This window comes from Haemophilus sp. CCUG 60358 (genome assembly GCF_001679485.1).
GTDB lineage: Bacteria > Pseudomonadota > Gammaproteobacteria > Enterobacterales > Pasteurellaceae > Haemophilus_D.
Genome location: NZ_LZOZ01000003.1, coordinates 1 through 15489 on the forward strand (window position 1 = coordinate 1; position 15489 = coordinate 15489).

The 15489-nt window shown below is 38.6% G+C and carries 12 protein-coding genes, 2 tRNA genes, 1 rRNA gene and 1 pseudogene; 13 read left to right on the forward strand and 3 right to left on the reverse strand.

All coding sequences use genetic code 11. The features are described from left to right. Positions 1-67: 67 nt before the first annotated feature. The 9 genes from rrf to A9500_RS01235 all read left to right on the forward strand — a co-directional run bounded on the left by rrf (position 68) and on the right by A9500_RS01235 (position 5324). Positions 68-183 (forward strand): 5S ribosomal RNA (gene rrf, locus A9500_RS01195). A gap of 14 nt (positions 184-197) precedes the next feature. Further along, a tRNA-Asp gene (locus A9500_RS01200) sits at positions 198-274 on the forward strand. Positions 275-289: 15 nt separating this feature from the next. Beyond that, positions 290-365: transfer RNA gene (locus A9500_RS01205), tRNA-Trp, on the forward strand. A 99-nt stretch (positions 366-464) separates the two neighbouring features. Further along, positions 465-1253 (forward strand): nucleoside triphosphate pyrophosphohydrolase, encoded by a 789-nt coding sequence (gene mazG / locus A9500_RS01210; protein ID WP_065243594.1) that lies wholly within the window; start codon positions 465-467, stop codon positions 1251-1253. A gap of 94 nt (positions 1254-1347) precedes the next feature. Continuing rightward, the gene (locus A9500_RS01215) at positions 1348-1638 is read left to right on the forward strand and encodes an SPASM domain-containing protein (RefSeq protein WP_257005657.1); all 291 of its coding nucleotides are present in this window, start codon (positions 1348-1350) and stop codon (positions 1636-1638) included. 37 nt (positions 1639-1675) lie between these two features. Then, entirely contained in the window at positions 1676-2005 is a 330-nt protein-coding gene (locus A9500_RS01220) for a multidrug efflux SMR transporter (RefSeq protein ID WP_014064309.1), read from the forward strand. Between the two features lie 132 nt (positions 2006-2137). Next, entirely contained in the window at positions 2138-3802 is a 1665-nt protein-coding gene (locus A9500_RS01225) for a bifunctional UDP-sugar hydrolase/5'-nucleotidase (protein ID WP_065243596.1), read from the forward strand. 163 nt (positions 3803-3965) lie between these two features. Further along, the gene (gene rpe, locus A9500_RS01230) at positions 3966-4637 is read left to right on the forward strand and encodes a ribulose-phosphate 3-epimerase (RefSeq protein WP_065243597.1); all 672 of its coding nucleotides are present in this window, start codon (positions 3966-3968) and stop codon (positions 4635-4637) included. Between the two features lie 12 nt (positions 4638-4649). After that, complete coding sequence (locus A9500_RS01235) at positions 4650-5324, forward strand: phosphoglycolate phosphatase (protein WP_065243598.1); 675 nt, start codon at positions 4650-4652, stop codon at positions 5322-5324. A gap of 46 nt (positions 5325-5370) precedes the next feature. On the opposite strand, the gene A9500_RS01240 is transcribed toward A9500_RS01235, so the two are convergent. Continuing rightward, positions 5371-6168 (reverse strand): class I SAM-dependent methyltransferase, encoded by a 798-nt coding sequence (locus A9500_RS01240; protein ID WP_065243599.1) that lies wholly within the window; start codon positions 6166-6168, stop codon positions 5371-5373. A gap of 175 nt (positions 6169-6343) precedes the next feature. Here A9500_RS01240 and purL point away from each other — a divergent pair, with 175 nt between their 5' ends. The 4 genes and pseudogenes from purL to A9500_RS01255 all read left to right on the forward strand — a co-directional run bounded on the left by purL (position 6344) and on the right by A9500_RS01255 (position 13278). Continuing rightward, entirely contained in the window at positions 6344-10237 is a 3894-nt protein-coding gene (gene purL, locus A9500_RS01245) for a phosphoribosylformylglycinamidine synthase (protein WP_065243600.1), read from the forward strand. A gap of 208 nt (positions 10238-10445) precedes the next feature. Further along, positions 10446-11066: a YkgB family protein gene (locus A9500_RS01250; RefSeq protein WP_065243601.1), complete on the forward strand. Its 621-nt coding sequence runs from the start codon at positions 10446-10448 to the stop codon at positions 11064-11066. 83 nt (positions 11067-11149) lie between these two features. Further along, a pseudogene (locus A9500_RS10970) lies at positions 11150-11436 on the forward strand (phosphoribosylformylglycinamidine synthase subunit PurQ); the annotation flags it as partial. A gap of 78 nt (positions 11437-11514) precedes the next feature. Beyond that, the gene (locus tag A9500_RS01255; protein ID WP_065243602.1) at positions 11515-13278 is read left to right on the forward strand and encodes a DUF262 domain-containing protein; all 1764 of its coding nucleotides are present in this window, start codon (positions 11515-11517) and stop codon (positions 13276-13278) included. 159 nt (positions 13279-13437) lie between these two features. Here the strand turns inward: A9500_RS01255 and glpQ are convergent, their stop codons facing one another. Both glpQ and A9500_RS01265 read right to left on the reverse strand, forming a co-directional pair. Further along, on the reverse strand, positions 13438-14523 hold the full coding sequence (glpQ, locus tag A9500_RS01260) for a glycerophosphodiester phosphodiesterase (RefSeq protein ID WP_005697412.1): 1086 nt from the start codon (positions 14521-14523) through the stop codon (positions 13438-13440). A 17-nt stretch (positions 14524-14540) separates the two neighbouring features. Next, positions 14541-15452: a YncE family protein gene (locus A9500_RS01265; RefSeq protein WP_065243603.1), complete on the reverse strand. Its 912-nt coding sequence runs from the start codon at positions 15450-15452 to the stop codon at positions 14541-14543. Positions 15453-15489: the final 37 nt, after the last annotated feature.

The window sequence follows — 15489 nt, forward strand, 5'->3', positions numbered from 1 at the left end:
GTAGGACACCGCCAGGTACTTTTTATTTTGTTAGTTTATTTTTAGAGTAAATTAACAAAATAAAAATTTTGGCAGCAACAGTGCAATGGTCCCACCTGAATCCATATCGAACTCAGAAGTGAAACATTGTTACGCCGATGGTAGTGTGGGGCTTCCCCATGTGAGAGTAGGTCACTGCCAATTATACCTCATTTAGCGGAGTGGTAGTTCAGCTGGTTAGAATACCTGCCTGTCACGCAGGGGGTCGCGGGTTCGAGTCCCGTCCATTCCGCCAATTCTTAATACCAATAGGGGCGTAGTTCAATTGGTAGAGCACCGGTCTCCAAAACCGGGTGTTGGGAGTTCGAGCCTCTCCGCCCCTGCCATTATTCCATATCAAATTATCTCTAATTTTTGTAAGAATATTGTCTATTTTGCTATTCGTTTTATACTAATCGCATTTTTAGTATTTCAGAGATATTCTTATGCATTATTCCATTCAAGATTTTATTCAATTAATTGCGCAATTACGTAATCCTAATGGCGGTTGTCCTTGGGATCTTAAACAAAATTATGAATCAATGATTCCCTGTTTAACAGAAGAAACTTATGAAGTCATTGATGCCATCCAAAAGAAAGACATTGCTAATTTAAGGGAAGAGCTTGGAGATCTTTTATTACAGGTTGTATTTTTTAGTCAGCTTGCTTCTGAAGATGGTTATTTCACATTTGATGATGTTCTTAATGATATTTCTAAAAAGATTGTGCGTCGTCATCCTCATGTGTTTGGTGATGCAACAGCTGGAAATGAAGAAGAAGCGTTAGCTCGTTGGAATAGTATCAAAGCACAAGAGAAATCAGTTCAAGAAAAACGTTCTATTTTAGATGATATTCCGAACGCTTTTCCTGCATTGTTAAGAGCACAAAAAATGCAAAAACAATGTTCAAAGATTGGGTTTGATTGGGACGAACTTGAACCTGTATTAGCAAAAGTTGAAGAAGAATTGCAAGAAGTTCAGGATGAAATCAATCAAACACCTCGTAATCAGGAAAAAATAGAAGAGGAAATCGGGGATTTATTTTTCGCAACGGTTAATTTGTCTCGACACCTCAAATGTAATGCAGAAGAAGCTTTGCGTAAGGCGAATAATAAATTTGAACAACGTTTTCGTAAAGTAGAAGAAAAAGCATTGGAACGAGGTTCATCAGTTAACGATCTTTCTTTAATTGAAATGGATATCCTATGGGATGAAGTGAAAAGAGAAGAAAAATAATTGAAATGGCAGAGGGCGTTTTCCTCTGCCATTTTTTTATTTTATAGCATGAATAAGTAACATATAGGCACTGATCACCAATAAATATCATCGTATAGGTACAAGGGAAAATTTAACTCAGCAACCTTTAACAGAGATTGTGTTTTCCAGTAAACAACAGCAATTCGGTTTAGAGAAATCACAAAAATTGACCGTACTTTGCCGTCATTGTGAGTTTCGTAAACTCTGTTATGGCGGTTGCCCGAAACATCGTTTTGTTTCTCTCGAAAATGAACCCAATCCACATAATTATTTATGTGCCTCTTACCGTTATTTCTTTGAACAAACAGCGCCTTATATGCAAGCCATGGCTCGTCAAATTCGGTTACATCCATCCGCCGCTTAAGGTAGAATAGCGTTTTCTACTTTACGTTTTGATTGATATGAATCCTTGGACATTACTCGCTATTTCGATTTGCCTTGAAATTGTGGCAACGAATTTATTAAAAGTCAGCGATGGCTTTACCAAACTTTTACCTACAATAGGCTCATTAACCTTATATGCCATTTCGTTTTATTTTGTCTCTCTTGTGTTTCGCACGCTTTCCGTGGGCTTGGTTTACGCCATTTGGTCGGGTGTCGGCATTGTTTTGACGGCCATTGTGGCGTATTTCGCTTTTGGTCAGAAAATCGATACCGCTGGCCTGATTGGTATGGCATTGATTATCAGCGGTGTTTTAGTGATTAACTTATTTTCTCAAACAGGACATTAATCCTCCAAATGAAATGTGATCAAGCTCACAAATTTTATTTTTCTTCAAAATAAAATTATGTCAGCAATCGATTCACCGCTATAATTCTCCGGCATTTTTAACCGCACTTTGTGCAACTTTAAAGGAAATTTTATGAAAAAATTACTTTGCTCATTATTTGCGCTTTCTGCTGTTAGCACAGCAATGGCACAAGAAGTAAATATTAAAATATTGGGTACCTCTGATATTCATGGTCGCGTTGTACCTTGGAGCTATGGCGCAGACGTAGAAGATAAATCTGGTTCTTATGCGCAAATCGCAACTTATGTGAAAGATGTGCGTAAAAACAACAAAAACGTGGTGTTAGTGGATGTGGGCGATGCGATCCAAGATAACCAAGTCGATGTGTTCGCAAAAGATAAAAAATATTACAAAGATCACCCAATTCCAAAAGTATTAAATGAAATGAAATACGACGTTTTCGTACTTGGTAACCACGAGTTTAACTTTGGGATGAAAGCATTAGATGAAATCTTAAAAGACATCAAAGCGAAAAAATTAACCGCAAACTTCTATTATAAGAAAAATGATAAACGTTATATTGATGCAACAACCATCATCGAAAAAGATGGCGTGAAATTAGGTATTATCGGTTTAAGTACCCCAATGTCAGCAAAATTTGAAGAAGACACGGGCAACTTAAAAGACATGAAATTTACTTCACCAACGGAAGAAGCACGTACACAAGTTGAGAAGTTAAAAGCGAAAGGTGTCGATGCAATTATTGTTATCGCTCACATGGGTATCGACAATGAAAACAAGATTCCTGACACCGGTATGCGTGATGTCATCAATGCAGTAGACGGCATTGATGTAGTCATCGCGGGTCACATGCACAAAGATGTACCAAGTGAAACTATTAAAAATACACTAATCACTGAACCACACCGTTACGGTACCGTGGTATCTGAAGTGGATCTCACTTTTGATATCAACGATAAAAAAGAAGTGAAATTGGTGAAGAAAGAATCCAAAACTGTTCCAGTTAAAGAACTTGAAGCGGATAAGAAAATTGCCGAAATCTATAAACCTTATCATGAGAAATTACGTGAATTAAACAATGTGGTGATTGGTCAAACCGAAAATGAAATGGTGCCACAAGAGACCAAACACGGTGTATCTGCTGCATTCTCAAAAGATACCGGTTTATCTTCATTTATTAATGATGTTGAACAACATTACAGCGGTGCAGATGTGGTGACTTTCTCTTTCGACCATCAAAAAGCACGTATGGATAAAGGCGATATCAAGAAAAAAGACATCATCTTTAACTATCGTTATGCTGGCGGCGATGTCACCGTTTATGAAATGACCGGTAAACAATTGAAAGAATATATGGAATGGTCTGCGAACTACTTCGATACCATCCAACCAGGTGACACCGAATATCGTTACAATGCGGAACGTAAAAAATCAAAATATGTGACTTACGACATTTTCGGTGGCGTAAATTACAAAATTGACTTACGTAATCCACAAGGTAGCAAAATCGTTGGTTTAACCCTTGCTGACGGCAAACCGGTAACGGACGATATGAAATTAAAAGTGGGTATGAACTCATATCGTTTCGCTCAATTAAACGGCAAAGGTGGTATTTGGGAAGGCCAACAAATTCCAGTACTTTGGGAATCTAAAGTGGCAATGGGCCGTGAAAAAGGCACGATCCAAAATATGATGATCGATTACATCACGAATGTGAAAAAAGGCAAAATTGATGGTCTATCTCACAATCGTTGGGAAATCATTGGATTAAACTAATCAGCCCTTTTTAAATACGATAAAAACCAACCGCACTTTGAGGTAATTGAATCAAGTGCGGTTATTTTTTTCTTTGTTTTCAGCTAAAACTTGTAAATAATCAAGGTAAAATTTAGCCTAACGTAGTAAACTACAAGCACTTTTATCCTTTAGGAGATGACAAATGAAACCTTATTTAATCGCCCCTTCTATTCTTTCTGCAGATCTTGCTCGTCTTGGTGATGATGTGCAAAACGTGTTGAATGCCGGTGCGGATGTGATTCATTTTGATGTAATGGATAATCACTATGTGCCAAATTTAACCTTTGGCCCAGCCGTGTGTAAAGCTTTGCGTGATTATGGCATTAAGGCACCCATTGACGTGCATTTGATGGTAAAACCGGTCGATCGTATTATTCCTGATTTTGCCAAAGCGGGTGCGGATTATATTACATTTCATCCTGAAGCCAGTGAACATATTGACCGCTCGTTACAGCTCATTCGTGATCACGGCTGTAAAGCGGGTTTAGTGTTTAATCCTGCCACACCATTAAGTTATTTGGATTATGTATTAGATAAGGTGGATGTGATTTTGTTAATGTCCGTGAATCCAGGATTTGGTGGACAATCGTTTTTACCTTCAACATTGAAAAAATTACAACAGGCACGTCGTCTGATTGATGAAAGCGGTTTAGATATCCGTTTAGAAGTTGATGGTGGGGTAAAAGAGGATAATATTGCAGAAATCGCCGCAGCCGGTGCAGATATGTTCGTGGCAGGCTCAGCGATTTTTGGCAAACCAGATTATAAACAAATCATTGATCAAATGCGTGCGCAGTTAGCTTCAGTTAAATAGATGGTAGTAAGAATGAAGACCCAATTTAAAGTTATCGGTTTTGATTTAGACGGTACGCTTGTGAATAGCTTGCCGGATTTAGCGTTATCTGTGAATTCTGCTTTAGCAGACTTTGGTTTACCTCAAGCACCAGAAGAGTTAGTGTTAACTTGGATTGGTAATGGGGCACCTGTATTGATTGCACGAGCTTTAGAATGGGCAAAAGGGCAAATAGGTAAAGACTTTTCAGATGCAGAAATGGAGCAAGTGAAAGAGCGTTTTAATGTGTATTACGCGGAGAATCTTTGCAATGTGAGTCGTTTATATCCAAATGTGAAAGAAACATTAGAAACTTTGAAAGCTCGTGGTTATACCTTAGCCGTGGTAACGAACAAACCAACTCGCCATGTTCAGCCAGTATTGGCGGCATTTGGCATCGATCATTTATTCAGTGAAATGCTTGGAGGACAATCATTACCCGCGATTAAACCACATCCAGGCCCATTATATTATTTATGCGGTAAATTTGGCGTAGAACCTCGCCAAGTGTTGTTTGTAGGTGACTCTCGAAATGACATTCTCGCCGCACATTCAGCAGGTTGCCCGGTTGTGGGATTAACTTACGGATACAACTACAACATTCCAATTGCGGAATCAAATCCAGATTGGGTGTTTGATGACTTTGCGAAGTTATTAGAGATTCTTTAATCTATCTTAAAGCGTAAAATGCGGTCAAAAATGACCGCATTTTTTCTTAAACCTCCCACCAAATCAACGCCCATTTTCGTTGTCCGTGTTTTATCGGTTCATTGTTTATTTGTTTTTGTTGATAGAAGTGAGCTAAATTTTGTTTTTCTTTTTCAGTGAGATTGCCGAGAGAAAACTCCACAGAATTTAATAAATCCTCAAAGGTTTCACCTTGGAAATGGCCTGATTCACTTTCAATAAAACTTACATTAGCGTGAATGCCTTTTTGGTAAAGGCGATTGACTAAATAAATATAAGTTGGAAAGCCCACATCATCACGACCAATGGCTTCAAATACATCTTCATCGAGAAAATGGCGTTGTGTCACTGAGGTTAAAAAGACGCGTTTTTTTGCCTTGCTTTGCAGCTTTTCAATCATGTCATCCAAATCATCCACAAGCGTCGAGCGAGAGGCGAGTATCACATCCGCTTGAGGAACATCATCCCAGTTATCCGACCATGATTTATGTAGAAGCGTAATATTATTCAGTTGATGCTTTTCTTTATATTGCTGAACCATCTCTAACATACCTTGGCTGTAATCGAGGGCATACACAGCTTGGCATTGTTGGGCTAAAGGAATCACAAAGGTACCGGGGCCACAGCCGATATCTAATACGGTTTCATTGGGTTGCACATTCATGGCTTTAAGCAAGGTTTCGTTATAGCGGCTTGGCTTGCCCACTAAATTCTCAGCCATTTTAGGGGCTTTTTTATCCCATTTTGTCGGTGGAAGATTATAGTGATTACAGGCTTTTAGATGTTGTTGGTAGAGATCGTTGAAATTGATGTCGTTGATGATCATAGTGACGCCTTAAAGTGCGGTTAGTTTTTGGATTGTTTTTGAATTTGCTTGATGATTATATGCTTTCTCTTACCTAAAATCATTGAAAATGATTGACGCAAACGTTTTCGTTTTGGTGTTTTTCCTTTATAATAGCCCGCGATTTTTACCTCAAACATAACTCAAAGGTACCCGTATGTTTCAAACTTTTCGTGGCTCACCCGCCCTTTCTGAATTCCGTATTCAAGGCTTAATGCAAAAATTCCAACAAAATCAATTACCAGTAAAATCGGCTTATGCGGAATATTTGCATTTTGTGGAATTAAATCGACCGCTTGTTAGCGAGCAGGAAGCAAAACTAAAAGCATTGTTACATTATGGTCCAACTCTGGCTGAACATGAAGCCAAAGGTGAAACCTTTATCGTGATTCCACGCGTTGGCACGATTTCTTCTTGGTCTTCTAAAGCAACGGATATTGCGCATAACTGTGGTTTAAGTGAAGTGGAGCGTATTGAGCGTGGTTTGGCGTATTATTTTGAGTTAAGCCAACCGATTGATGAAAAAACAACAGAAAAATTGACCGCACTTTTACACGACCGAATGATGGAAACCGTGGTGCGCAATCCGCAAGATGCTGAGATCTTATTCCGTCATCAAGATCCGAAACCGTTTAAAACCGTGGATATTTTAAAAGGCGGACGTGAAGCGTTGGTGACAGCCAACGTAGAATTAGGTTTGGCACTGGCAGAAGATGAAATTGATTATTTGGTGGAAAACTTTACTCAATTAGGGCGCAATCCGCACGATATTGAACTTTATATGTTCGCGCAAGCCAACTCTGAGCACTGTCGCCATAAAATCTTTAATGCCGATTGGATTATTGATGGCAAAAAACAGGATAAATCCCTGTTTAAAATGATTAAGAATACCTTTGAGAAAACCCCTGATTTCGTGCTTTCAGCCTATAAAGATAATGCTGCAGTAATGGAAGGCTCAAAAGTCGGTCGTTTCTTTGCAGACCAAGATGGGCAATATCGTTATCACAATGAAGATGCACATATCTTAATGAAAGTGGAAACCCACAACCATCCAACCGCAATTTCACCATTCCCGGGTGCTGCAACAGGTTCAGGCGGTGAAATTCGCGATGAAGGTGCAACGGGTCGTGGGGCAAAGCCAAAAGCAGGTTTAACCGGTTTCTCGGTATCTAACTTAGTGATCCCAAACTTTGAACAACCTTGGGAAAATCCACTCTCCAAACCAAACCGTATTGCTTCAGCCTTAGATATTATGATTGAAGGCCCATTAGGTGGTGCAGCATTTAACAACGAGTTTGGTCGTCCTGCGTTATTGGGGTATTTCCGTACCTATGAAGAGAAAGTCAATAGCTTCAATGGTGAAGAAGTGCGCGGTTATCACAAACCGATTATGTTAGCGGGCGGTATCGGTAATATTCGTGGCGAACACATTCAAAAAGGCGAAATTCCAGTTGGTGCTAAATTGATCGTCTTAGGCGGCCCAGCGATGAACATCGGTTTAGGCGGAGGGGCAGCGTCTTCTATGGACAGTGGTAAATCAAAAGAAGATTTAGATTTTGCCTCAGTTCAACGCGAAAACCCAGAAATGGAACGCCGTTGCCAAGAGGTGATTGACCGATGCTGGCAATTAGGCGCAGAAAACCCAATCCTCTTTATCCACGATGTGGGCGCGGGCGGTTTATCCAATGCGATGCCTGAATTGGTGCACGATGGCGAACGTGGCGGTAAATTTGACTTACGTTCCATCCTTTGTGATGAAAAAGGCATGTCACCATTGGAAATTTGGTGTAACGAATCGCAAGAACGTTATGTCTTAGCGGTTGCGCCAGAAAAACTCGAATTATTTACCGCACTTTGTGAACGTGAGCGTGCACCGTTTGCGGTCATTGGTGAGGCAACGGAAGAGAAACATTTAACCTTGCACGATAGTCATTTCGACAATAATCCAATTGATTTGCCAATGAATGTATTATTAGGCAAAACCCCGAAAATGACGCGTGAGGTTTCGTCAAAAACTGTCGAAAATCAACCGCTTGCAACAGAAAATATTCAATTAAAAGAAGCCTTCCATCGCGTATTACGCTTACCGGTGGTGGCAGAAAAAACTTTCTTAATCACCATTGGTGACCGTTCGGTAACGGGTATGGTAGCGCGCGATCAAATGGTCGGCCCATGGCAAATTCCGGTGTCTGATGTGGCCGTCACAACTGCATCATTAGACAGCTATCACGGCGAAGCTATGGCAATGGGTGAACGTGCACCTGTGGCATTATTAGACTTTGGGGCTTCTGCACGTTTAGCGGTGGCTGAATCTATTACTAACATTGCGGGCACCAATATTGGCGATATTAAACGCATCAAACTGTCTGCAAACTGGATGTCTGCAGCGGGTCATGGTGGTGAAGATGCAGGCTTATATGAAGCGGTAAAAGCGGTAGGTGAAGAACTTTGCCCTGCGTTAGGCATCACCATTCCAGTGGGTAAAGACTCTATGTCGATGAAAACCACTTGGGAAGAAAATGGCGAGAAAAAATCCGTAACAGCTCCGCTTTCTTTAGTGATTTCATCTTTTGCGCGCGTGGAAGATGTCCGCAAAACCGTGACACCTCAATTACGCACAGACAAAGGCGCAAGCCGTTTATTATTGATTGATTTAGGCGAGAGAAAAAATCGCTTAGGTGCGACCGCACTTGCGCAAGTGTATAAACAATTAGGTGACAAACCGGCTGATGTGGTGAATGTTACTAAACTGAAAAACTTCTTTGATGCGATGCAGGCATTGGTGGCAGAACGTAAATTATTAGCTTATCACGACCGTTCAGACGGTGGTTTAATTACCACACTTGTAGAAATGGCGTTTGCGGGTAACTGCGGTGTGGATGTGGATATTTCTGCATTAGGCGATAATGATTTATCCGTGTTATTCAATGAAGAATTAGGTGCGGTGATCCAAGTATCAGAAAGTGAATTAAGCGCCGTGCGTGAGGTATTAAAAGCCCATGACTTGCTTGGCTTAACTTATGAACTCGGTTCTGTCAGCTTAGAAGATCGTTTTGAAATCACTCGAGGCAGCAAAAAACTATTAAGCGAAAAACGCTCTGAATTACGTAGTATTTGGGCAGAGCTCACTCACCAAATGCAACGCTTACGTGATAATCCAGAATGTGCTGACCAAGAATTTGAAGCGAAAAAAGCAACAGACAACAAAGGTTTATCCGCTCACTTAACCTATGATGTGAATGAAGATATTGCCGCGCCGTACATCAGCAAAGGCGTGAAACCAAAAGTGGCAGTATTACGTGAACAAGGCGTAAACAGTCATGTTGAAATGGCTGCGGCTTTTGACCGTGCAGGTTTTGCCGCAATTGATGTTCACATGAGCGATTTAATGGCGGGTCGTTACAACTTAAACGACTTCAACGCGATGGTAGCTTGTGGTGGTTTCTCTTACGGTGACGTATTAGGTGCAGGTGGTGGCTGGGCGAAATCCATTTTATTTAACCCACAATTACGCGATCAATTCAGCCAATTCTTCGCCAATGAAAACACCCTTTCATTAGGCGTATGTAACGGCTGTCAATTTATCTCCACCCTTGCGGAAATCATCCCAGGTGCAGAAAATTGGCCTCGTTTCGTGCGTAATAAATCAGAGCGTTTTGAAGCGCGTGCCGCGATGGTGAAAATCAACGACACCAACTCATTATGGTTTAAAGGCATGGCAGGTTCACATATGTCGATTGCGGTTTCTCATGGTGAAGGTCGCGTAGAATTCAAAACACTTGAGAATTTGACCGCACTTCAAGCGCAAAACTTGATTGTGGCGCAATATATCGACAGCCATTTAAACGTGACTGAAACTTATCCTGCCAACCCGAATGGTTCGGTATTAGGGATTACTGCAATTTCTAACGTAGATGGTCGTATCGCTGCGATGATGCCACACCCTGAGCGTGTATTCCGTGCCGTGAGCAACTCATGGTACCCAGAAGATTGGTCTGAAGATGGCGCTTGGATGCGAATTTTTAGAAATGCGAGAGTGAATTTTAAATAATGTGAGATTGCTCACAGAAAATTAATTAAAAATAAGAGATACAACTAAATTGGTATCTCTTTTTTATTGCATAAATTTTAGTAATAAAAAATGCCAACAATATTAGCGAGTAATATTGTAAATGGTTTATATAAATATTTTATATAAAAATTCTTGGGCATATGCCCGTAATATCAATTGAACTATATGAGGAGTTCTACATGAGTGCATCGTTACATTGCTAGCTAATATTGTTGCGCCATTGCAACGTCAATTTATTAACTTTATCCGCATTGCGATTTGTGTGGTGATGGTTTGGATTGGAGGTTTAAAAGTTTGCCAATATGAGGCAGATGGTATTGCACACTTTGTGTCAAATAGTCCTTTCTTAAGCTTCCTTTACAAAAACGGCGCAAATGAAGTGACAAATGATAAGGGTGTTTTAGTGAAAGAATATACCTTATATAAAAACCCTGAAGGCAAAATGGTTGCAAAAAATATTGAATGGCATAAAGCCAACGGCACCTATACCGCTTCTTATATTATAGGCGCAATTATTGTGACAATTGGTATTTTAGTATTAGCAGGAATTTGGTCTCCGACACTCGGACTATTTGGAGGCTTGCTCACGTTTGGTATGTCGATAGTCACGCTGTCGTTCCTGATATTTACGCCAGAAACCTGGGTGCCGAATTTAGGTGGAGACTTCCCAACACCTAATTATGGCTTCCCATATCTCTCAGGTGCTGGCCGACTCGTGATTAAAGATATTATTATGATGGCAGGCGGCTTAGTTGCTGCAGCAGAATGTGCGAAACGTTATTTAGAGAATAAAAAGCAATTTGCTTAATTGCGTTATTTTAAAAGGCTTGCTGAGATAAATGGCAGGCCTTTTTGTTATTAAGAGATACAAACCAATAACAAAGAAAAGAAATAGAATTCAAAACTCTTGAAAATTTGACCGCACTTCAAGCTAAAAACTTGATTATGGTACTGTATATCGACAGCTATGTAAATGTAACTGAGACCTATCCAGCCAACCCGAATGGCTCGGCATTAGGTTTACCGCGATTTCTAACGTGGACGGTCGTATTGCCGCGATGATGCCTCACCCAGAACGAGTATTCCGTGCCGTGAGTAACTCATGGTATCTGGAAGATTGGTCTGAAGATAGCGCGTGGATGCGAATTTTTAGAAATATGAGAGTGAATTTCAAATAATGTGAAATTGCTCACAGAAAATTTAATAAAAAATAGATAATATGTCCCCTACTATCTGTTTTTATTGGAGAATATATAATGAATTTTAATGCGGAACCTAAAATTATACAGGATATCTTAAGTTTAGAGAGAGAGTATGTTGTACCAAGATATCAAAGAGAATATTCTTGGGAGGAAGAAGAACAGATCCAGGAATTTTGGGAGGATATTAATGAACAGATTGATTATGAATGTACCCCATTCAAAGCTAAGGAATATTTTATAGGGTCATTAGTTTTAATAAAAGATACAGATTCAAAATATTATATTATTGATGGGCAACAAAGAATTACAACGATAACTATCTTTTTATCTGCTTTGGTTAATATTGGAGATGAATTGGCTAAAACAGCGCAAAATGGAAAGGAATACGAAAAATTCAGTAATACCTGTTATAGATACATCGAAGGAAAAGATACAAATGATGATCCATTTTTCAAATTAAAAAGTGAAAACAATAGTGAATTCTTTCCTAATGAAATACAATTTAGAAAAAAGAATAAAGCATCTAAACATAGTATTGATCTTTCGCCTCTTGAAAATAAGAGGTTACATAAGGCCTATAATTTCTTTTATAATAAAATTAAAGATGAAATAGCAAATGGCAATGGAAAAAATGACCCTTTGGTTTTTTTGCAGGTTTTACGAGAGCAGTTAAAGCTGTGTGAAACAATTTATATCACGGTAGACAATAAGAAAGATTCACAAAAGATATTTCAAACTTTGAATGCTAAAGGAAAAAATTTAGAGTATATTGATCTTATAAAAAATGAATTATTTTCTGTTTTAGATTCTACTCATCCCAATGATTTTGCAAAGGAAAGTTGGATTAGTATAAAAGAAAATATTCAGAGTATTAAAAATGAAACATTAACCTACTTTTTCTATCAGTATTGGAATGCAAAGTACAAGAGAGCTTCTGAGTCTGATATTTATGGAAGTTTTCTAGATGAGGTGGAATGCAGTGAAGAAAAATATAATGAGTTTTTGCTTGACTTATTAGATTCGTCACAACAGTATCTAAAGATAGCATTACCTAATAAAGAAGACTGGAAGAATTTGGAGCATAAGGAGATTTATGAATCGCTAAAAAAATTAGAGGTTTTTAATATTAAAATAGCAAGACCGTTAATTCTTGTGTTGATTCAGTTGTGGAATAATAAAAGAATCAGTTTAAAAAATTTAAAAGATATTCTGAATAAAATATCAATATTTCATTTTATTCATTCTGGAATAACATCCTCTCCTAAATCAGGTCTAGAAAGAAGCTATGCTACATATGCCAGAAGAATTTATAAATGCACTGGAGATAATAAAGAAATAGTAACAATTATAAGAGAGTTAGAGGAGAAACTTAAAGAAAAACTAAAACTAATACCAGAATCTCTTGTTTTAGATAAGTTTACGAAACTCTCTTTCTTGAAAGATAAAGAAACGATTAACCTCATATTTATGTATCTTGAGATGTTTGTGTATCGAAATACTGGAGAATTATCTATAAACAATATGAGTTTAGAGCATATTACTCCGCAATCTCAAATAAAAGGAAGTACTAAGAAAGCTTGGGAGCATAAAATAGGTAACCTTATACCCTTAGGACCAGAAATCAACTCAAAATGTGATTCGAAAGGTTTTAAAGCTAAATTAAAATTATTTGAAGAGTCAGAATTAGAGATGGTTAGAGATTTTGTTTCTAAGTATAGAAATAGTGCAGTTTGGGATCAGAAATCTTCTGAAAAACGAGCAAAAGAGTTGGCTAGTCTGTTTTATAATTCTATTATTGCTACTTTTGGCATGAAGTAGTCTACAATGTGACTTGTAAAAGCTCTGTTTCTTTACATATGATTAGCCACGAATTCATGCAGAGAAGCATGCATTATTAATTTGATAAAGGAATATAGAAAAAGCGGCCAAAAATCACAACGAATTTTGACCGCTCTTTTTATTACTTTTACTTACGTATTATTTTTGTTTTTTCAAAAACTCAACGCCAGTGTCTGGGAAGTCGGTGAATACACCAGTTGCGCCAGATTTATTCAATAACGCATCGTACATTTGATTTACGTCAGTGAAGAATTCAGGTAACGCATCTTTACGTACGGTGTATGGGTGTAATTCCACTTTGTATTGTGCGAGTTCTTTCACTAATGGGGTGTACACGATGTTGCCTGGTTTAGATTTTTCTTTATCTACTAACATGTACCAGCCTGGACCAACGCCATCAGCATATTTTACCACTTCTGCCATTGCACCTGGTTTGAACATCCAATCGTAATCGTAGTTCACCCATTTGCCTTTCGCATCTTTTTCTTCAGTCTCATGCCAGTCGGTGTATGCCACTAATTGAACAAGTTTTAAATCCATGCCCATTTTTGGTAGCAATTCGTTTTTGATACGTTTTAACTCATTGAAGTCGAAGGTTTGTAAGTAAACCATGTCAGATTTCTTGTCGTAACCGTATTTTTTCAATACTTTAAGGGTTTCAACTGCAATGTCTTTGCCATTTTGGTGGTGGAACCAAGGGGCTTTGATTTCAGGATAGATACCTACTTTTTTACCAGTCGATTTTTCTAAACCTTGGATAAATTCCAATTCATCTTCAAAAGTATGGATTTTGAAGTGTGATTTCCAAAGTGGGAAACGGCCCGGATATACTGCAACTTGTTTACCGTCTTTAGTTTCAAAGTTTTCAGTCATATTTAAACTTTGAATTTCTTTTAAGGTGAAGTCGATTACATAGTAACGACCATCTTTACGATGACGATTTGGGAATTTTTTCGCCACGTCAGTTAAGCCGTCTAAGAAGTGGTCATGGATAACAACTAAACGACCATCTTTTGTCATCGCTAAGTCTTGTTCTAAGTAGTCTGCATGTTGTGCAAATGCAAGCGCTTTAGACTCAAGTGTATGCTCTGGTAAGTAACCACTTGCACCACGGTGAGCAATGATAATTTTGTCTGATTTCATAGTGTCCACAGAAGAGTGTGCGCTACATCCTGCAAGTACGCCTGCAGCTAATAAAGAAAGCGCTAAAGTTTTGAGTTTCATTGTGTGTTCTCCTTGATTTACTTATTACATCTTGGTTTCATGTCGTAAAAATAGATCTCACTAATTTCACGGTCATATCCTGGATAAAATCCTTTTGGCATCCCTAGCACAATTTGTTTGCCTCGGTTTGCATGGACAAGCAGTTGTTTCGTTTTCGGATTCACATTCAAGCCTTCGACTTCGCCGACATCTCGAATGTCATTTAATGTTTTTTCTAAAACGACGCGAGCTTCATTATTTTTATCTGAAATTTCTACACGATAAATATGATCGGGTTCTTTTTCATCTGCCGTACCATCATCAGATGTGACGTAGAGATCACCGTTGTAGGCATAAACGCCTTGAATCCATTGTGGAACAGGTTGTAAATGCACTTTACGTTTATATTTACCCGTTGAAAGATCGTATTCATATAAATAACGGCCACTTTCCTCACCAACCCAAGATGCCATCCAAACTGAATTGTGAACGGTATCTACGGTGATGCCGGAAACTTCGACTTGACCTGACTCAGGATTAAAATCAACTGATCTTTTTAATGCGAGGGTTTCTGGATCGTGAATTGCAATTTGAATATTTTTACCTACGCCAGCATCAAACCATTCAGAAGAAACATAAAGTTCATTGTTGTAGATATCAATGTCGCCAATGTGATTGGCTTCCTTTTGGTAGCCGACAAAAGGATCTTTATTTTCTTTAATCAGTTTTCCATCCATATCATATTTAGATAGAGTTTTACTGCCTGATACATATAAATATTTACCATCAGTGGTAATGCCTTGACGTCCGTTGACTTCGAGCACTTTGTCTAATTTATAAGTATAAGCGGGGAGTGCTGAACGATAGGGCGCTTCACAAGTTTGATTTGCTAATGCTGCATTTGCCATAACTGCCGCGCCTAACATAATGGTTAATTTATTCAATTTCATCACATTATCTCCTTTTAAAGTGCGGTTAAAAATTCAG